Genomic DNA, 20,624 nt, shown 5'->3' on the forward strand with positions numbered 1-20,624 from the left:
CATTTTTCGAGAAGAGGCTTGGTACGTGAATACTCGAATGGATCGATACGAGGAATTTCTCTCCGAGAAATACCGTAAGGGCTTCACGAAGTCCGATGAATACTCGCTGGACGAGCTGTCCGACAGCCTGCGCGCCCGTATCGCCGCAGGTCACTTCAAGCGGGTGGTCTTCACCGGCATGGGCTGCTCGGCGATCGTCTCCGATGTCGTCCGCGCCTTCTTCATCTCGACGGGCACCGAGGTCGAGTTCCACGTCTTCAACGACTACGACCACGCGTACCTGCTGCCGTCCTCCGTCATCGACGACGACCGGACCCTGATCATCCTGAGCTCCTACAGCGGCCACTCCCTGGAGCCGGCGCGAGCCTTCCACGCACTCGCGCGCGCCCACGACCGGATGGTCCTGCTCACCTCGGGCGGGCGCCTGGCCGAGATGGGCCGGGAGGCCGGTGTGTCCATCCTCCGCTGGGAGCTGAGCGAGCCCGACCGCGAGTACCCCCTGTTCCACGTGGGGCAGTACTTCGCCATCCTGCTGGACGTCTTCTTCCGACTGGGCCTGGTCCCGCAGGACTTCGGCGACGAGGTGCGGGCGCTACCGGGCCACCTGGCCCACGACTTCACCGACGCCCACCGGGAGTCGGCGCGCACGGCGGCCCTGCGGAGCCGGGACGCCAACATCATCATGATCGCCTCGCCGGTGTGGCACGAGAGCCTGCTCAAGCTGGCCAAGATGCACCTCAACGAGATCGCCATGGTGCCGGCCACCCGCAACTATTTCCACGAGTTCTGCCACAGCGAGGTGGCGACCCTGTCGGACCCGACGCGCAAGCACAGCGTGCTGGTCTTCGCCGACGCGGACGACGACGAGTACACGCAGGGGAAGCGGAAGAACCTGACGGGCCTGCTCACGAGCGACCGCCCGGAGAACGGGAACATCGAGGTGATCGAGGTACCCATGGCCGAACCCACCTTCATGCGGAAGTACTTCACCGCCCTGGAGTTCGTCCAGCACCTCACGCTGGCTCTCGGCCGCGCGCACGAGACGCAGTCGCGCAACCTCATCTCCGAGGCGGCCGGAAACCCCTGGTACCACGGCGACACCATCCTTGCGGAAGCGGCCGCCCGCTAGTTCGTCACGAGCCGGAGCACCGTCTCCTCCCCGAGTGAGCGCAGGAAAATAAGGAGTGTTGGGTCAGTGAACAACCCGGTTCCGGCGGTCGCCGAGACGGACGTCGCCATCATCGGCATGGCCGGGCGGTTCCCCGGCGCCGACGACCTGGACTCCTTCTGGCGTCTGCTGAGCGAGGGCCGCGAGGGCATCACCCGCTTCAGCCGCGAGGAACTGGCGGCGGCGGGGGTGCCCGCCCGGCTGCTGGACGACCCGGAGTACGTCCCCGCCCACGGGATCATCCCGGACGTCGACCTGTTCGACACCGGGTACTTCGAGTTCACCCCGGCCGAGGCCGCGATCACCGACCCGCAGCACCGCATCCTGCTGACGGCCGGCCACGCCGCCCTGGAGCACGCCGGCTACGACCCCGCCCGCTACGACGGGCTGATCAGCGTCTACGCCGGCGCGGCCATCAACACCTACCTCCAGCAGCAGGTCCTGCCCCACGTCGACCAGACCACCACCTCCCACCACTTCGCGGTGATGGTCGGCAACGACAAGGACTTCCTGGCCACCCGGCTGTCGTACAAACTCGACCTCAAGGGCCCCAGCTACGCCGTTCAGACCGCCTGCTCCACCTCCCTCGTCGCCCTCCACCTGGCCTGCCAGGGACTGATCAACGGCGAGTGCGACATGGCGCTGGCCGGCGGTGTCACCGTGAAACTGCCGCAGACCAAGGGGTACCTGTACGAGGAAGGCGCGATCCTGTCCCGGGACGGGCACGTGCGCACCTTCGACGCGGACGCCGGCGGCACCGTCCTCGGCAACGGCGTCGGTGTCCTGGTCCTCAAGCTCCTGCGGGACGCCATCGCGGACCGGGACACCATCCACGCCGTCATCAAGGGCACGGCCACCAACAACGACGGCTCCGGCAAGGTGAGCTTCGCCGCGCCCGGCGCCGCCGGCCAGACCGCCGTCATCCGCGAGGCGCACACCGTCTCCGGCGTCGACCCCCGCTCCATCGGATACGTCGAGGCACACGGCACCGCCACCCGTCTCGGCGACCCGGTCGAGGTCTCGGCGCTCACCCGGGCGTTCAGGGAGTCCACCGCCGACACCGGGTTCTGCGCCATCGGCTCGGTGAAGTCCAACATCGGCCACCTGGACGCGGCCGCCGGAGTCGCGGGCGTCATCAAGACGGTGCTGATGCTGAAGCACCGGACGCTGGTGCCGACCCTCCACCACACCACCCCCAACCCGGCCATCGACTTCGCGGCCGGCCCCTTCGAGGTGAGCACCGACACCGCCCCCTGGACAGGGCAGGGCCCGCTGCGCGCCGGCGTCAGCTCCTTCGGCATCGGCGGCACCAACGCGCACGCGATCCTCCAGGAGGCCCCGCCCGCCCCCGTCACCGGTGACGCACACCGCGCGCAGCAGCTGCTGGTGGTGTCCGCGCGTACCGCGACCGCGCTGGCCACGGCCGCCCAGAACCTGGCCGCCCACCTCGACGGCGACGACCCGGCCGCGCTCGCCGACGTCGCCTACACGCTGGCCGTGGGCCGCCGCGCCCACGAGCACCGGCTCGCCGTCACCGGCTCCGACCGCGCCGCCCTCGCCCGGGCGCTGCGGGGGGCCCCGGTCCCCGAGCGGCCCGGGACCGGCGAGATCTCCTTCGTCTTCGCCGAGGACGTCCCCGACGCGGCGGGCCTGGCCGACCGGTGGGCTGCCGCCGAACCCGCCTTCGCCGGGCACCACGAGGCCGCGCTCGCCGCGGGCGCCGACCGACTCGGCGAGCGGGGGCGGGCGTTCGCCGTGCAGTACGCGCTCGGCAAGCTGTGGCTCGACTGGGGCCTCACCCCGCTCGCGGTGCACGGCGACGGGCTCGCGGCCCGGGCCGCCGCCTGCGTGACCGGGGCGCTTCGGCTTCAGGACGCGCTGACCGGCGACGGCCCGGTACCGCCCGCCGCCCGCGCGCGGATCCCCGTGCGCGGCGCCCACGACGAGGTCCGCGGCGCTGCCCTCGGCGTGACCGACGGCCCCTGGGACGGCGTGGCCCGCGCCTGGCAGGCCGGCGCCGCCGTCGACTGGGCGGCCTGGTTCGAGGGCGAGGAGCGCGGCCGCGTCCCGCTGCCGACGTACCCCTTCGAGGGCCGCCGCTGCTGGCTGACCGGCCCGGACACCGGCGCACCCGCCGACCGGGTCACCGGCCCCGGACCGCACCCCATGCTGGACGAGAACGTCTCCACCCTGGACACCCTCGCCTACCGCAGCTCGCGCACCGGCGCCGAGTTCTACCTCGCCGACCACCGCGTCGCCGCCGAGCCCGTCCTGCCCGCCGCCGGACAGCTGGAACTGGCCCGCGCGGCCGGCGAGCTCTCCCTCGGCGGCCCGGTCCGGCTGCGCGGAGTCTCCTTCGAGCAACTGCTCTCCTACGCCACCGGGCCGCGCACCGCGCTGGTTCAGCTGTGGCGCGAACGCGACACGGTCGGCTTCGAACTCACCGCCGACGAGCGGGTGGTCGCGGCCGGCGAGATCCACACCGGAGCCGTCGAGCGCCCGGCCCCGGCCGACCCGGCCGCCGTCGCGGCCCGCTGCGCCGAGTCGGTCAGCCACACCGACTGCTACGACATCCTGCGCGCTCACGGTCTGGACTACGGCTCCCGCATGCGCGCCCTCACCGAGGTCCGGCTCGGCGACGGGGAGGCCCTCGGCACCCTCGAACTGCCCGACGGGGCCTCGCTCGACGGCGTCGCGCTCAACCCCGCCCTCCTGGACGGCGCCCTGCACGCCCTGGTCGTGCTGCTGGCCCGCGCCTACGGCGACAGGGCCGACGGCTTCCTGCCGCTGGCCCTGGGCGAACTCACCGTGCACGCCCCCGTCACCGGGCCCTGCCACGTCCACGTCACGGTCGGCCGGCTGGGGGAGCGCACCGCGCACGCCGACCTCACCCTCGTGGACGCGCACGGCCAGGTCCTGGCCCGCCTGCACGACCTGGCCGTGCGCGTCCTCGGCGAGCCCCGCGAGTCGGCCCTGCTGGTCCGCCGCTGGACCGCCGCGCCCGCCGAGCCCACCGGCGCACCCCTCGGCGACACGGCCGCCGTCGTCACCGCCGACCCGGCGCGCGGCGCACAGCTCGCCGCTCAGCTCACCGCCCTGGGCATCGGCACGGTCACCCGCGACCTCGACCCGGCCACCGCGCCCGACGTCGTCCTCGTCGACGAAGCGACCCCCGAACAGGCGCTGCACGCCGTCCGCACGCTCCTCGCCGCCCGCCCCACCGCACCCGTGCGCGTCCTGCTGCTGCACCGCCATGACACCGACGGCCCACGCCCCGAACGCGCCGCACTCGCCGCCTTCGCCCGGACCGTCCGCGCGGAGAACCCCCTCCTCGAAGTGCAGGCCGTCGGCCTCGCCGCGGACCTGGCCGAGGCCGACGTGCTCGCCGGCGAACTGGCCGGCCACGGCCGCGACCCGGAGGTCGCCCACACCGCACAGGGCCGCCGGATCCCGCGGGCCGAGCCCGCCCCGGCCGCCGACCCGGCAGCAGTGCGCGACGGCGGCGTGTACGTCGTGACGGGCGGCGCGGGCGGACTGGGCCGCGCCGTCGCCGGCCGGCTGCTCTCCCGGGCCGACGCCCGCGTGGTCCTGCTGGGCCGCAGCGAACGGCCCGCCGACCTGGACGAGCGCCTGGTCTACCGCAGCGTCGACGTGTCCGACCCGGACGCCCTGACCGGGCGACTCGCCGAGGTGCGTGCCGAGTTCGGTCCGCTCAACGGTGTCGTCCACGCCGCCGGTGTGCTGCGCGACGGCTTCGCCCTGACCAAGTCCGCCGAGGACTTCGCCGCCGTCCTGGCCCCCAAGGTCGCCGGTGTCGAGGCCCTGGACGCCGCCACCGCCGAGGACCCGCTGGACTTCTTCGTCGCCTTCTCCTCCATCGCCGCCCACATCGGCAACCCCGGCCAGACCGACTACGCGTACGCCAACGCCTACCTGGAGGCCTACGCCGAACGGCACGGCCGGATCACCGCGATCGCCTGGCCGATGTGGGCCGACGGCGGGATGCGCCAGAGCACCGAGGCCGCCGCGGACATCGCCGCCCGCACCGGCTTCGGCGTACTGCCCACACAGGTCGGCCTCGGCCTGTTCGAGCAGGCCCTCGGCAGCCCCGGCGCGCTCGTCGCCGCGTACGGAGACCTCCCCACCATCACCACCGCGCTCACCGCGCCCGTCGCCCGGGCGGCCCGGACCGCCACGGCCACCGCGCCCGCCACGGCCACCGCGGGCGGCGGCCCGCGCGACGAGGCCCTCCGGCTGCTGCGCGAGCTGATCGCCGCCGAGACCGGCCTGGATCCGGCCGAACTGGCCGAGGACGCCCCGTTCGACCGGCTCGGCATCGACTCGCTGATGATCGCCAAGCTCAATCGCGGGCTGGACCGGCACTTCGACGCCCTGTCCAAGACCCTGTTCTTCGAATACGCCACCCTGGGCGAACTCGCCGGCTACTTCGCCGAGCACCACGCGGCCGAGCTGACCGGCGGCACACCGCCGTCCGCACCGGTCACGCCCACGGCCGAAGCCACCGCCCCGCGCCCGCCGCGCGCCCCGCGCCGTACCGCACGAGTCGGCGTCGCAGAACCCGCCGAACCTGCTGGGGACGACACCGACGCCATCGCCGTCATCGGCCTGGCCGGCCGCTACCCGGCCGCCGACGACCTCGACGAGCTCTGGACCACCCTGGCCGAGGGCCGCGACGCCGTCACCGAGATCCCCGCAGAGCGCTGGGACAGCCGCCGCTGGTACGACCCGGACCCGGCGGCGCCCGGCCTCGCCCACACCCTGTGGGGCGGATTCCTGCGCGACGTCGACCGCTTCGACCCGCTGTTCTTCGGCATCTCCCCGCGCCAGGCCGAACTGATGGACCCCCAGGAGCGCCTGTTCCTGCAGAACGCCTGGCACGTCCTGGAGGACGCCGGCTACCGCCGCTCCGACCTGGCCGGCCGGCCCGTCGGCGTGTACGTCGGCGTGATGTACGGCGAGTACCAGTTCCACGGCGCCCTGGACGCCCTGCGCGGCGGACGGCCGCTCACCGGCTCGTCCTTCGCCACCATCGCCAACCGGGTCAGCCACGCCCTGGACCTGTCCGGTCCGAGCATGGCGCTGGACACCATGTGCTCCTCCTCGCTCACCGCGATCCACCTGGCCTGCGAGAGCCTGCGCCGCGGCGAGAGCGAACTGGCCGTCGCCGGGGGCGTCAACGTCTCCGTCCACCCGTACAAGTTCGCCTTCCTCAGCCAGGGCCGCTTCCTGTCCCCCGACGGCCGCTGCCGGGCCTTCGGCGCGGACGGCGACGGCTATGTGCCCGGGGAGGGCGTCGGCGCCGTCCTGCTCAAGCCCTACCGCACGGCACTGGCCGACGGGGACCGCATCCACGGCCTGATCCTGGGCAGCGCCGTCAACCACGGCGCCCGGACCAACGGATACAGCGTGCCCAACCCGCGCGCCCAGCAGGCGGCGATCGCCACCGCGATGGAACGGGCCGGCGTCACCCCGCACGACATCGGCTACGTCGAGGCCCACGGCACCGGCACCGCCCTGGGCGACCCGATCGAGCTGACCGGCCTCACCCACGCCTACCGGTCCTCCGCCGAGGCCACGCCCGGCACCTGGCCGATCGGCTCGGTCAAGTCCAACATCGGGCACCTGGAGTCCGCGGCCGGCATCGCCGGACTGACCAAGGTGCTGCTCCAGTTCCGGCACCGCACGCTCGTCCCCTCACTGCACTCGGCCGAGCTGAACCCCAACATCGACTTCGAGCGCTCCCCGTTCCGCGTCCAGCGCGAACTGTCCGCCTGGCCCGACGGGGACCGGCCGCGCCGCGCCGGACTCAGCTCCTTCGGCGCGGGCGGCGCCAACGCCCACCTCGTCCTGGAGGAGTCCCCGAACCCCGACGCGGTCACCGACGTACCGGCGGGCGAGCAGCGCACCGGCGAACCCGTGCTGTTCCTGCTCTCCGCCCGCGACGAGGAACGGCTGCGCGCCTACGCCGAGTCGGCCGCCCGCTTCGTCCGGACCGAGCGCGTGCCGCTCGCCGACCTGTGCTTCACCACCCAGGCAGGCCGCGAGCCCCTCGACACCCGGCTCGCGGTGACGGTCACCGACGGCGCCGAACTCGTCGCCGCCCTGCGCCGGTTCGCCGACGGCGGCCCGGCCCCCGACCCCGCCGACCCGGGTCCGCTGGGCGACCTGGCCCGCCGCTGGCTGGACGGCTCCGACGTCGACTGGGCGGCCTGGCACGCCGGCCGGCCGGGCCCCGCCCCGCGCCGGACGCGCGCGCCGCGGTACCCGTTCGCCCCCGAGCGCTACTGGATCCCGCTCGACCCCGACCTGGGCACGACCGCTCCGCATCCGCTGGTCGACGCCAATGAGTCCACGGTCACCGAGGTCCGCTTCCGCAAGACGCTGCGCGCGCACGACCCGCTGCTGCGCGACCATGTGATCGAGGGCCGGCCGCTGCTCGCGGGCGCGGCGACGCTGGAGTTCGTCCGCGCCGCCGCCGCGCTGGCCGAGCCCGGCACCCGGCACGCCCTGCGCGAGGTGGTGTGGGGCCGGGCCGTCGAACTCACCGACGGCGAACTGGAGTTGTTCGTCTCCTTCCGCCCGGACGGCACCGGGCCGGCCTTCGAGGTGTACAGCGGGACCGGTGCCGACCGCACCACCCACGCCCGCGGCAGTGCCGTCCCGGCCCCCGCCGCCCCTGAGGCCGCCGAGGATCTCGCCGCGCTGCGCGCCCGTCTGTCCGTCGTACGCGACGGACCCACCGCGTACACCGAGTACGCGGCCGCCGGGTTCGCGTACGGTCCCTCGTTCCAGGTCATCGACGAGATCCGGGTCGGCCCCGGCGAGGCGCTGGTCCGGCTGGACCGGGCCGGTACCGCCCCGGGCGCCCAGCTGCCCCCGGCGCTCCTCGACGGTGCCCTGCGGGCCTGCCACTGGACCGGCCGGACCACCGCGCCGCGGCCGGGTGAACTCGCCGTCCCCTTCAGCCTCGGCGCCCTGGACTCCTTCGCCCCGCTGCCCGAGGTCTGCCACGCGCACGCCCGGCTGGTCGGCGAGTCGGCGGGCGTGCGCCGCTTCGACCTGACCGTGTACGACGACCAGGGCCGCGTGCTCGCCTCCCTACGGGACTTCGCGGGCCGTCTGCCCGGCATCCAGGCGGCCCTTGCGGGCCCGGCAGCCGACACCCGGGCGGCGCTCGCGGGCCCCGCAGCCGGCGCCCGGGCGGCGCTTGCCGGCCGTACGCCCGCCGCGTCCGCCGCGTCCGTCGAGCCCGCCGCGCAGGAGGAGCCTGAGCCCGCCTCCGGCGAACCCCGCCTCTACGAGCCGTACTGGCGCCCCGCCGCCGACCCGGAACCGGCGGACGCCGCCGGGACCCTCGTCCTGCTCGGCCGCCACCCGGAACTGGAGTCCGCGCTGGTCGCGACCGGCGTGTGGCGGCGCGTCGTCGCCCTCGGCGAGGACACCGGTCGCATCGCCTCCCTCGCCGACGAGGACGGGCTCGACCTTGCCGTGGTCCTCGGCGACGCGGACGACGGCTCGCCCGCCGACCTGCTCGACCGCGCCTGCGCCCCCGTCCTGGACGTGCTCGACGCGGCCCGCACCGGCGTGCTGCCCGGCCGGGTGCGGTGCCTGGTGCTGCACACGCAGAACGCCGGCGAGGACCGGCCCGAGTGGGCCGCCCTGGCCGGGCTCGCCCGCTCCACGGGGCCGGTCGCGCCGCGGCTGGAACTGCTCACCCTCGGCGTCGACATGGCGGCCCCGGCCGCCGAGGTCGCCCAGGCCGTCGCGGTGGAACTGCGCGCCGCACCCCGCACCGCAGGCCTGGAGGTCCGCCGTACGGCCTCCGGCGAGCGGCAGGTACGTTCCCTGCGCCCGCTCACCGGCCCGGCTGCCCCGGCCGACGTGCCCCTGCGGGACGGGGGCGTGTACGTGGTGACCGGCGGCGCCGGTGCCATCGGCCGTGTCCTCGCCGAGCAGCTGGCCCGCACCCACGCGGCCAAGCTGGTGCTGATCGGCCGCTCCGAGCCCGACGAGCGGACCCGCGCCTGGCACCGCACGCTGACCGGCCTCGGCGCCGACGTGCTCGCGCTGCGCGCCGACGTGGCCCGGGCCGACGAACTCGGCGCGGCGCTGGCCGCCGCCCGGGACCGGTTCGGCGCCCCGCACGGCGTGTTCCACCTGGCGGGCGTCGCCGACGAGGGCCGCGCCGACGGCGACCGGGAGCGCTTCGCCCGGCTGCTCGGCGCCAAGACACACGGCCTGGTCCACCTGGACCGGCTGACCCGCGAGGATCCCCTCGACCTCTTCGTGGTCTTCTCCTCCGTCTCCTCCCTCATCGGTGACTTCGGAGCGGCCGGCTACGCCACCGCCAACCGCTTCGCCGACCTCTACACGGTGCTCCGCGACCGCCGGGTGCGCCAGGGCGAGGGGCACGGTCGCAGTCTGTCCCTGGCCTGGCCGCTCTGGGCGGTCGGCGGGGTCGACGGGCTGGTCCGCGAGGAGGAACTGGCGGCGTACACCCGCCGCAGCGGGATGCGGGCGCTGACCGCGGAAGCGGGCCTCGACCTCCTCGCCCGCTCCTTCGCCCCCGGCGCCTCGTGGCTCGTGCCCGCCTGGGGCGACCCGGCGGCCGTCGACGCCGCCCTGACGGGCACGCCCGTCCCGTTGCGGCCCGTGGCGCCGGCGCCCGTCGCCGCCGCCCGCGCCGGCCGGCTCCGGGACCGGTTGACGGAGTACCTGCGCGAGGTCCTCGCGGGCGTGCTCAAGCTGCCCGCCGGGCGCCTCGACAGCCGCGTCCCGCTGGACGGCTACGGCCTGGACTCGGTCCTGGTCATGGAGTCCAACTCGCTGCTGGGCAAGGACTTCCCGGGCCTGCGCGGCACCGTGTTCTTCGAGTTCCGGACGGTCGACGAGCTGGCCGGCCACATCCTCGCCGAGCAGGCCGACGCCGTCACCCGCCTGTTCCCCGAGGAGGCCGAGCCGTCGCGGCAGGAGACCCAGCCGTCGCGGCAGGACGTCGCTTCCGCCTCTGCTCCCGCCTCTGCTCCCGCCTCTGCTCCCGCCTCTGCTCCCGCGTCCGCACCCGCCCAGAGCCCGCCCACCCCGCCCGCCCGCCGGGACGCCGACGAGCCGATCGCCATCATCGGCATCAGCGGCCGCTACCCCCGGGCGGACACCCTGGAGGAGTTCTGGCGCAACCTCGCCGAGGGCCGCGACTGCGTCACCGAGGTCCCCGCGGACCGCTGGGACGCCGACGCCCTGTTCGACGCGGACCCGGCCGCACCGGGCCGCAGCTACAGCCGCTGGGGCGGCTTCCTGTCGGACGTGGACTCCTTCGACTCGCTGTTCTTCCAGATCGCGCCCAAGCAGGCCCGCACGATGGACCCGCAGGAGCGGCTCTTCCTGCAGACGGCCTGGTCGGCGCTGGAGAACGCCGGCTACCCGCCGTCCCGGATCCCGGCGCCCCGCCACGGCGGCCAGGGGCACGACGTCGGCGTGTTCGTCGGCGTCATGTGGGACGACTACGCGATCCTCGCCGCCGCCGAGTCGGCCCGCGGCAACCACCAGGTCGTGCTGGCCAACCGTTCCGCCATCGCCAACCAGGTCTCCTACTTCGGCGACTTCCGCGGCCCGAGCGTGGTGACCGACACCGCCTGCTCCGCCTCCCTCGTCGCCGTGCACCAGGCCTGCGAGAGCATCCGCCGCGGCGAGTGCTCGTACGCCGTCGCCGGCGGCGTCAACGTCGCCGTGCACCCCGACAAGTACGTGCACCTCAGCCGCAAGACCATGCTGTCCGCGGACGGTCGCTGCCGGGCCTTCGGCGCGGGCGGCACCGGGTACGTGCCCGGCGAGGGCGTCGGTGCGGTGGTGCTCAAGCGGCTGTCGGACGCGGTCCGCGACGGCGACACCGTGCACGCCGTGATCCGCGCGAGTGCGGTCAACCACGGCGGCCGGACCAGCGGCTACACCGTGCCCAACCCGCAGGCCCAGCAGGCGGTGGTGGAACAGGCGCTGGCCGCCGCGGGCATCGACGCTCGCACCATCGGCCTCGTCGAGGCGCACGGCACCGGCACCGCCCTGGGCGACCCGATCGAGCACACCGCGCTGGCCCAGGCCTTCGCCCGGCACACCGGCGACACGGGATTCTGCGCGCTCGGCTCGGTGAAGTCCGCGATCGGCCACCTGGAGGGCGCCGCCGGGATCGCCGGGCTCACCAAGGCGGTCCTGCAGCTGCGCCACGGCACACTGCTGCCCACGCTGCACGCCGAGGAACTCAACCCGGTCATCGACTTCGAGAGCTCGCCGTTCACCGTGCAGCGGGAGACGGCGCCGTGGCCGCGCGCGTACGACGATGCCGGCCGTGCGCTGCCGCGCCGTGCCGCCGTCAGCTCGTTCGGGGCGGGCGGCACCAACGCGCACGTGATCGTGGAGGAGTACCTGACCCCCGAGCCGGCCCCGGCCGGGCCCGAGCAGGCGGAGCTGATCGTCCTGTCCGCCCGCGACGAGGACCGGCTGCGCGCCCGCGCCGCCGACCTGGGCCGCACCCTCGCCGAGCCGGGTGCCCCGAGGCTGGCCGACGTCGCCCACACCCTGCGCGTCGGCCGCGAACCCCTCGCCGCACGGCTGGCGTTCGTCGTCGCCGACCTCGCGGACGCGGCCGGCAAGCTCGCCGCCGTCGCCCGGGGCGAGGGCGGCCAGTGGCTGCACCGGGGCCGGGTGGAGCAGCACCCGCCGTTGGCCGGCCTGCTGACCGACGGCACCGGTGGCGAGGACTTCCTCGCCACCCAGATCGCGGCCGGCGCCGACGACCTCCTCGGCCGGCTGTGGGTCTCGGGCGTCACCGTCGACTGGGACCTGCTGCACCGCCTGCGCCCCGCCGAGCGCCGCCGGGTGCCGCTGCCGACGTACCCCTTCGAGCGGGTACGGCACTGGCTCGACACCACGCCCGCCCCCGTCTGCGCGCAAGGCCCGCGCCGGTGGGAGCGCCGGCTCGCCGCCGACGAGCCGATGCTGCGCGACCACCTGGTCGACGGGCGGCCCGTCCTGCCCGGCGTCGGCCATCTGGACCTGGTCGCCGAGGCGAGCGGGGGACTGGCCGGCCGGGCCTGCGTGGACGTCCGCTGGGTCGTCCCGCTGGCCCTGAGCGGGGCCGAGGAGACGGTGGCGGTGGCCTTCGACGGCGACCGGTACGAGATCCGCGGCACCGACGACGCCGTACGCTCCTGCGGCCGCCTCGCCGCCGCCCCGGCCGCGCCCGCCCCCCTCGACGTCACCGCGCTGCGCGCCCGCCTGGACGAAGGCCCCGGCGAAGGCGCCTTCTACCGGGCGCTGGCCGGGCAGGGACTGCCGTACGGGCCCTTCTTCCGCCGCGTCCGGCAGGTGTGGACCGGCCGGGACGAGGTGCTCGGCCGGATCGGCGAGCCCGCCGGCGACGACCCGGCGCACGTCCTGCACCCGGGCGTCCTGGACGCCGCCCTGCACACCGTCGCCGCCCTGCTGGTCCGCCGCCGGGGCGCACACGCCCGGCCGATGCTGCCGTTCGCGGCCGACCGCGTCGAGGTGTTCGGCCCCGTCCCCACGACCGGCTGGTCGTACGTCCGGGAGACCGGAACCGACCGCTGCGAGGTGCTGCTCTGCGACGACACCGGCGAGGTACGGGTCCGGTTCGAGGGCCTGACCTACCGCGAGGCCAAGCCGTCCGCGGTGGTCGTGCACCGGCCGGTGTGGACCGCCCGGCCCGCCGAGGAGCGCGCCGCGGCCGCCCACAGCGTGCTGCTGGTCGGGGAGCGGCTGGACGCCGAGCCCGCCGTCGGCATCGCCCGCGCCCACCACCGCGCCGACGTACGACGGCTCCCGGTCGGCCCCGGCGGCCTCACGGACGCCGAACTCGACCGCGCCCTGGCCGGATCCGGCGCACCGGACCTGGTCTACTTCCTCGCCACGGCCCCCGGGCGCGAGCCCGCCGGCCGCGCCGAGCTGCGCGCCCTGACCGACCGGGGCCCGGTCGCCCTGTACCGCCTGGTGCGGGCGCTGGCCCGGCACGGCCTGCTGGAGCGCGAGACACGTCTGAAGGTCGTCACCACGGACGTCCACCCGCTGGAGGCGGGCGACGACTCCGCCCCGTGGGCGGCCGGGACCGCCGGCCTGGCCGCCGTCGCGGCCAAGGAGTTCCCCGCACTGCGGGTGGCGCTCGTCGACGTGCGTGCGGCGGAGGCCGCCCGGGCGGCCTCCGCGATCGTGGCCGAGCCGTTCCCGGCCCGGCCGGTTCCGGTGTCGCTGCGCGCGGGCGTGCGCCGGGTGCGCACCCTGGAGCGGGTCGAACTGCCCGCCGCCGCACCCCGGTTCCGGCCGGGCGGCGTCTACCTGGTCGTCGGCGGGCTCGGCGCCGTCGGCAGGGACACCTGCCGGCACCTGGCCCGTGTCTACGGCGCGAAGCTGGTCGTGGTCGGCCGCTCCCCGCTCGACGAGACCCGGCGGCAGACCGTCGCGGAGCTGGAGAAGGCGGGCGCCGAGGTCCGCTACCTCGCCCTCGACGCCACCGACCCGGACGCGCTGAAGGGGGCCGTCGATCTCGCCGTACAGGAGTTCGGCGCCCTGCACGGGGTGATCAACGCCGCGATGGTGCTGGTCGACCAGGTGCTGAGGGAACTGCCGGAGGACGGGCTGCGGAGCGCCCTGGAGTCCAAGACCGACTCCACCTGGAGCCTGCTGCACGCGGTGCGCGAGGTGCCGCTGGACTTCGCGCTCCTCTACTCGTCCGGCGTGGCCTTCGAGGGCAACCACGGCCAGGCCGGCTACGCCGCCGGCTGCACCTTCGCCGACGCCTGGGCCCTGCACGCCGCCCGCAGCCTGCCCTTCCCGGTGCGGGTGCTCAACCTCGGCTACTGGCACGCGGGCGGCGACCCGGAGCGGGAGCGGGTGCTGCGCCGCTTCGGCGCCGTCGGCATCCGGCCGCTGAGCGCCGAGCAGGGCATGGCCGTCGTCGAGCGGACCCTCGCGGCCGGGCTGCCCCAGGTGTTCGTCCTGGACGCCGACCGGCCGATCCTGGACAACCTCGGCATCGACCCCGACCGCACCCTGAGCGTGCTGCCGGGCGGTGCGCCGGACCCGCTGCCCGAGGTCCGCTTCCCGGGCGCGCCCGGCGCCGACCGCGAACTGGCCGCGCACCAGCGTGCGGTCGTTGAAGGGGAGGAGCTGGCGCTGCGCCTGCTGGCGTCGGTGCTCGACCGGGCGGGCCTGTTCGGCGCGGGCGATGCCTCCCGGGAGGAACTCGCCGCCCGCCTGGGCGTGGTGCCCGAGCACGCCGCGCTGTTCCAGGCGCAGCTGGACATGCTGGCCGAGGCGGACTGGCTGACCGTCACGGACGGCGGCCGTCTGCGTCCGACGGGCCGCAGCACCGCGCCCGAGGCGGAACTCGTCGTCGAGTTCACTCGGTTGACGGAGCGTCATCCGTCCCTCGCGCCGGTCGTCACGCTCCTCGGTGACTGCCTGACCGCGCTGCCCGACGTGCTCACCGGCCGCCGCCCCGCCATGGAGGTCCTCTTCCCCGACGGATCCGCCGAGCGGGTGGCCGCCGTCTACCGGGGCGACCCGGTCACCGACCGCTGCAACGGGGAGGTGGCGCGGCTCGTGGCCGAGCAGGTCGAGGCCCGCCGGGCCGCCGACCCCGACGCACCGGTGCGGATCCTGGAGATCGGCGCCGGCACGGGCGGCACCACGGCGGCCGTGCTCGCCGCCCTCGTCCCCTACGGCGACGGCATCGAGTACGTCTTCACCGACGTCTCCCCGGCCTTCGTCCGCAAGGCCAGGAACCGCTTCGGCGCGCAGTACCCCTTCATCCGCTTCGAGGTGCTGGACATCGAGGCCGACGCGGCCGGGCAGGGCCTGACCCCTGGCGCCCACGACGTGGTGCTCGCCACCAACGTCCTGCACGCCACCCGGCGGCTGTCCGACACGCTGACCGGGGTCAAGCGGCTGTTGCGGCGGGGCGGCGCCCTGCTGCTGGTGGAGGGCACCCGGGCGCGGCACCAGCTGGCGCTCGTCTTCGGCCTGACGGCCGGCTGGTGGCTGTTCTCGGACCCCGAGCAGCGCATGCCCCGCTCCCCGCTGGCGAGCGAGCGCCAGTGGCGGGACGCGCTGGCCGCGTGCGGCTTCACGGACATCAGCGCGGCCGCCCCGACGACGGAGGCCGGACCGGCCTTCCAGAGCGTCATCGCCGCCGTCAGCGACGGCGTGGTGCCCCGCGACGGGCGGGCTGCGGCGGCCGAGCGCGAGCCGAAGCGGACCCCGGCTCCGGCTCCGGCTCCGGCCCTTGCGCCGACTTCCGCCGTCGCCCCGGTCGCCCCCGTCCCCCCGGCCTCCCAGGACGACACCCTGCGCCAGGTGACGGACGTCTTCGCCCGCGTCCTGGAGATGACCCCCGACCGGCTCGACCCCGACCTCACCTTCGAGAACTACGGCGTGGACTCGCTGGTCGTCCTGGAACTGACCCGCGCCCTGGAAGCGGTCTACGGACCCCAGCCGGCGACCCTGCTGTTCGAGCGGATCACCATCCGGCAGCTGGCCGGGCACCTCGGCGCCCCGACCCACAGCCCCGAAACCCCCGACATCCCCGATGCCCCCGTCACCACCCCCCAGCCCACCACCCCCGCAGCGCCCGAACCCGCCCCGGCCGGCGACACCGAGCGCCTGGTCGCGGGCCTGTCCGACGCGGCCGTCGACGAGCTGCTGGCCGAACTGCTCTCCCAGCGCGGGGAGTCCGAAGGAGGCGGACGATGACTGCCGAGCCGTTCAGCTGTGTCGTGATCGGCGAGGAGACCCTCCTCGTCGAGTGCACCAGGCTGCTCGTGGCCCGCGGACACACGGTGGCCGCCGTGGTGTCCCCCTCCGCCGAACTGCTCGACTGGGCCGAGGGGGAGGGGCTGCCCGCCGTACCGTTCGGCGCGGACCTCGCCGAGCGGCTGACCCCGCTGCGCTTCGACTACCTGTTCAGCGTCGCCAACCTCCGGATGCTCCCGGAGGAGGTGCTCGCCCTGCCCACCCGGCTGCCCGTCAACTTCCACGACGGTCCGCTGCCCAGGCACGCGGGTCTGTTCGCCACCAGCTGGGCCATCCTCGACGGCGACAAGCAGCACGGCGTCACCTGGCACGTGATGCAGCTGGAGGCCGACACCGGCGACGTGCTCAAGAAGCGCACGGTGCCCGTCGACCCGGCGGCCACGGTGCACGACCTCGACGTCGCCTGCTTCGAGGCAGGCGTCGAGTCGTTCGCCGAACTCGTCGACGAACTGGCCGCCGGCACGGCCACCCGCACGCCGCAGGACCTGGGCCTGCGCACGTACCACGGCCGGTACGACGGCCTGCCCCGGGGCGGTGTGTTCGACTGGCGCCAGCCCGCCGCCGAACTGGACGCGCTGGTGCGGGCCACCGCGTTCGGGCGCCGCCGCAACGACTTCGGCACGGCGCTGCTGGCCCGCGGCGACGACCTGCTGGCCGTCCGCGCCGTGGAGGTCACCGACCGGCCCTCCGACGCCGAGCCCGGCACCGTCGTCGACGCCGGCCCCGACGCCCTCACCGTGGCCACCGGCGACCGGGACGTCCGCCTCACCGACCTCGCCGCCCTGTCCGGGGAACGGCTCGACCCCCTCGCCCTGGCCCGGGAACTCGGCGGCCGCTTCCCGCACCTGCCCGACGCGGCCGTCGCCGAACTCGCGGAGTCCGCCCGCGCCGCCCACCGCCAGGAGCGCCGCTGGCTGCCCGCCCTGCGGTCGCTGCGGCCGGTGCTCCCGCCGAGGTTCGGCCCGCTGCACCCGGTGGCCCGCCCGGCGGGCCCGGTCCCGCTGCCCGAGGCCCTGCGCGAGCGGAGAACGGAGCCCGAGCGGTCGGCCGTCGCCGCCGCCCTGGCCTTCCTGGCCCGGCTCACCCGGGGCGACGAGCGGCACGTCGCCGTGTCCGTCCCGCGGGCGGCCTCCCCGGCCGCCTCCCGCATCCTGGCGCCCGACGTGCCCCTGCACGCCCCGGAAGGGCTGCTCGACCTGACCCTGTCCGGCCTCACCGAGCTGATCGGCACCGCACTCGACGAACTCCGGGACCGCACGCCGTACCGGCGCGACGTGCCCCTGCGCCACCCGGACCTGACCGGCGCCGCCCGCACCGGGCTGCCCGTCGCCGTCGTACTGCCCGGCGGCGCGGCCGAACCGGACGACCGGCCGCTGACCGTCCGCATCGACGCCGACGGAGCCGTCGGCTTCCACGCGGGCGCCGGACTGACCGCGGACCACGAGCGCTGGCTCGCCGAGCACTTCGCCGCCTTCCTCGACGCCCTCGCCGCCGACCCCCACCGCCCACTCGGCACCGCCGACCTGCTCGCACCCGAGGAGCGGCAACTGCTCGGCCGGTGGAACGACACCGACGAGGAGTATCCGCGCGAGGAGACCGTGACCCGGCTGGTCACCGACATCGCCTGCGCCGCGCCGGACGCCACCGCCGTCCGCTTCCAGGACCGCGCCCTCGGCTACGGCGAACTCGACGAGGCAGCCGACCGGCTGGCCCGGCACCTCGCCGGCCTCGGCGCGGGCCCCGGCGCGGTCGTCGGCGTCTTCCTGGAGCGCTCGCCCGAACTGCTGGTCAGCCTGCTCGCCGTCCTGCGCACCGGCGCCGCCTATGTGCCGATCGACCCGATCTACCCGCCCGCCCGGATCGGTCACATGCTCCAGGACTCCGGCGCCCGACTGGTCGTGACCGACGAGACGCTGGGCGCCGCCCTGGCGGAGTTCCCGGTCACCCCGGTACCGGTGTCCACCGCGCTCACCGCCGGGCCGCCGGCGGCCCCCCTCGACCGCTCCGACCCCGACGCCCCCGCCTACGTGATCTACACCTCCGGCTCCACCGGCCTGCCCAAGGGCGTCCAGGTCGGCCACCGGGCGCTGGTCAACTTCCTGTGGACGATGGCCCGCAGGCCCGGCTTCGGCTCCCGGGACTCGCTGCTCGCGCTGACCACCGTGTGCTTCGACATCGCAGGCCTGGAGCTGTACCTGCCGCTGGTGCGGGGCGGCACCGTGGAGGTCCTCTCCGCTGCCGAGGCCGCCGACGGCGTCGCCCTGCGCGAGCGCGTGGAACGCTCCGCGCCCACCGTCCTGCAGGCCACCCCGACCACCTGGCAGATGCTGCTCGCCGCCGGCTGGAGCGGCGATCCGGCGCTGCGGGCGCTGTGCGGCGGTGAACCGCTGCCCCCGGAGTTGGCCGGGCAACTCGCGCCCCGGGTGGGCGCGTTGTACAACATGTACGGCCCGACCGAGACCACCGTCTGGTCCACCGTGGACCGGGTGCTGCCCGGCGAGGCGGCCACCATCGGCCGGCCCGTCGGCAACACCCGCTGCCACGTCCTCGACGAGCGCGGCGTCCCGGTCCCGCCCGGCATCCCCGGCGAGCTGTACCTGTCCGGCGACGGCGTCGCCGACGGCTACCTCGCCCGGCCCGAGCTGACCGCCGAACGCTTCGTCACCGCCCCCGGCGGCGGCGCCGGCCGCGCCTACCGCACCGGCGACCTGGTACGCCACCTGCCCGACGGCCGCCTGGAGTACCTGGAGCGGATCGACGGTCAGATCAAGCTCAACGGCTACCGGATCGAACTCGGCGAGGTGGAGTCCGCCCTGCGCCGGCTGCCCGGCGTCACCGCCGCCGTCGCCGTCGTCCGCGAGGACCGGCCCGGCGAACGCCGCCTGGCCGGCTATCTGGTCGGCCCGGCCGGCCCGCCGGACGCCGCCGGGCTGCGCGCCGCCCTGGGCGAGCGCCTGCCCGCCTACATGGTCCCCTCCGCCCTCGTCGTCCTGCCCCGGCTGCCGCTCACCCCGAACGGCAAGGTCGACCGGGGGGCCCTGCCCAAGCCGGACGTCGTCCGCGTCGCCGGCGGCGCGACGGCCGTCCGTACCGACCTGGAGCGGCGCATCGCCGAGGTCTGGTGCGAGGCGCTCGGCCTGGAGCGGGTCGGCGCCGAGGACAACTTCTTCGACGTCGGCGGCGATTCGCTGCGTCTGACGTCCGTGGTGGCGAACCTGCGCGAGCGGCTCGGCCTCCAGGTCACCCGCCTCGACATGTTCGGCCATCCGACCGTACGGGCCATGGCCGCCCATGTCGCCGGCGCCGGCCGCCCCGCCGAGCCCGCCGTGTCCCGGCCCCGGCGCTCCCGGGACACGGCGGCGCTCGCCCGCCGCCGCGACCGCAGGGGGCGGCCCTCATGACCGGCCGACACGACTTCGCCGCACCCACCGCACAGCCCGATCCGTCCGTCTCGCCAGGGGGTTCCGTGTCCAGTTGCCAGGTCTGCGCGCTCAAAGCCGGCCATCCGGGAGTGGTGCTCGACGACCAGGGGGTGTGCAATCTGTGCAACCTGGACTTCGCCGAGGACCTGCTCGTCAACTACCGCTACACCAGCGAGGTGTTCACCGAGTTCCAGCAGGCGCCGTCCGGCACCGGCGAGTACGACTGCCTGTTCATGTACAGCGGCGGCAAGGACAGCACGTACATGCTGGACAAGTTCGTCAACGAGTACGGCAAGCGGGTGCTGGCCTTCACCTTCGACGTGCCCTTCGAGAGCGTGCACGCCGCCCAGAACATCGCGCTGGCCCGGGAGAAGATCCCGGCGACGTTCGTCCTCGACGCCGACGACGACAACATCAAGCTGATGATGCGCGAGGTGTTCAACCGTCCCGTCCCGAAGAAGCCCGGCAAGTACCTCGACGAGAAGCTGCCCTGCGTCTCCTGCCGCACCTTCTTCGTGCTGCGCGCGATCCTCATGGCCTACCGGCAGAAGATCCCGTACATCGCGCTGTGCGCCGACCCGCAGCAGATCCTCACCATGGAGTCCAACGTCCGGGAGGTCGTGCGCGGCTTCTACAAGACGTTCGGCGAGCGGCTCGCCGACACGCTCTTCGGCGGGCAGCTGGAGGAGCTCCTCTTCGACGACGACGAGAACCTGCCGAAGATCGTCTTTCCGTTCATCGCCATGCGGCACGAGTACGACCCCGACCGCATCGTCGAGGAACTGCGCGCCAAGGGCCTCTACCAGTCCTCGCCGCTGGAGACCCACTGCACGCTCTTCCCGCTGCTGAACTACTACTCGTTCGCGAACTTCGACTGCATGTTCTACAAGCTCAATGCGGCCAGCCATGTGCGGTCCGTCAAGCGCAACGCCTCCTACGACCGCAACACCTTCAGCATCAAGTTCCCGCGCTCCCTCGACCTCGCGGACGTGGAGCACCGGCTCGGCAGGGTCGTCAAGGAGATCGCGGCGGGGGAGGGCGACCGCGACGAGCAGGAACGCAGCCTCGTCGACGTCTTCCAGCGCATGGACGCCTCCGAGGACGCCGCCCGCTTCGTCGCCCGCAGCTTCCTCGACATGCGCTCCGTCGCCGCCGACCTCGGCATACGGCTGAGCTGACACCCGAGCAGGAGAACC

At 75.0% G+C, this 20,624-nt stretch carries 4 protein-coding genes; all 4 read left to right on the forward strand.

Annotated features, from left to right (window positions below):
• Positions 1 to 37 precede the first annotated feature (37 nt).
• The 4 genes from ABZ725_RS13810 (at position 38) to ABZ725_RS13825 (ending at position 20,606) form a co-directional block, all read left to right on the forward strand.
• Complete coding sequence (locus tag ABZ725_RS13810; RefSeq protein ID WP_358802885.1) at positions 38 to 1,129, forward strand: SIS domain-containing protein; 1,092 nt, start codon at positions 38 to 40, stop codon at positions 1,127 to 1,129.
• Positions 1,130 to 1,195: 66 nt separating this feature from the next.
• Positions 1,196 to 15,946, forward strand: a complete 14,751-nt coding sequence (locus ABZ725_RS13815; protein ID WP_358802886.1) for an SDR family NAD(P)-dependent oxidoreductase — start codon at positions 1,196 to 1,198, stop codon at positions 15,944 to 15,946.
• On the forward strand, positions 15,943 to 19,407 hold the full coding sequence (locus ABZ725_RS13820; RefSeq protein WP_358802887.1) for an amino acid adenylation domain-containing protein: 3,465 nt from the start codon (positions 15,943 to 15,945) through the stop codon (positions 19,405 to 19,407). Before ABZ725_RS13815 ends, ABZ725_RS13820 begins: the two co-directional genes overlap by 4 nt.
• Complete coding sequence (locus tag ABZ725_RS13825) at positions 19,404 to 20,606, forward strand: OzmP (protein WP_358802888.1); 1,203 nt, start codon at positions 19,404 to 19,406, stop codon at positions 20,604 to 20,606. The genes ABZ725_RS13820 and ABZ725_RS13825 overlap by 4 nt, the downstream gene beginning before the upstream one ends.
• The last annotated feature ends 18 nt before the right edge of the window (positions 20,607 to 20,624 follow it).

The organism is Streptomyces sp. NPDC006872, assembly GCF_040635845.1.
Classification (GTDB): domain Bacteria; phylum Actinomycetota; class Actinomycetes; order Streptomycetales; family Streptomycetaceae; genus Streptomyces.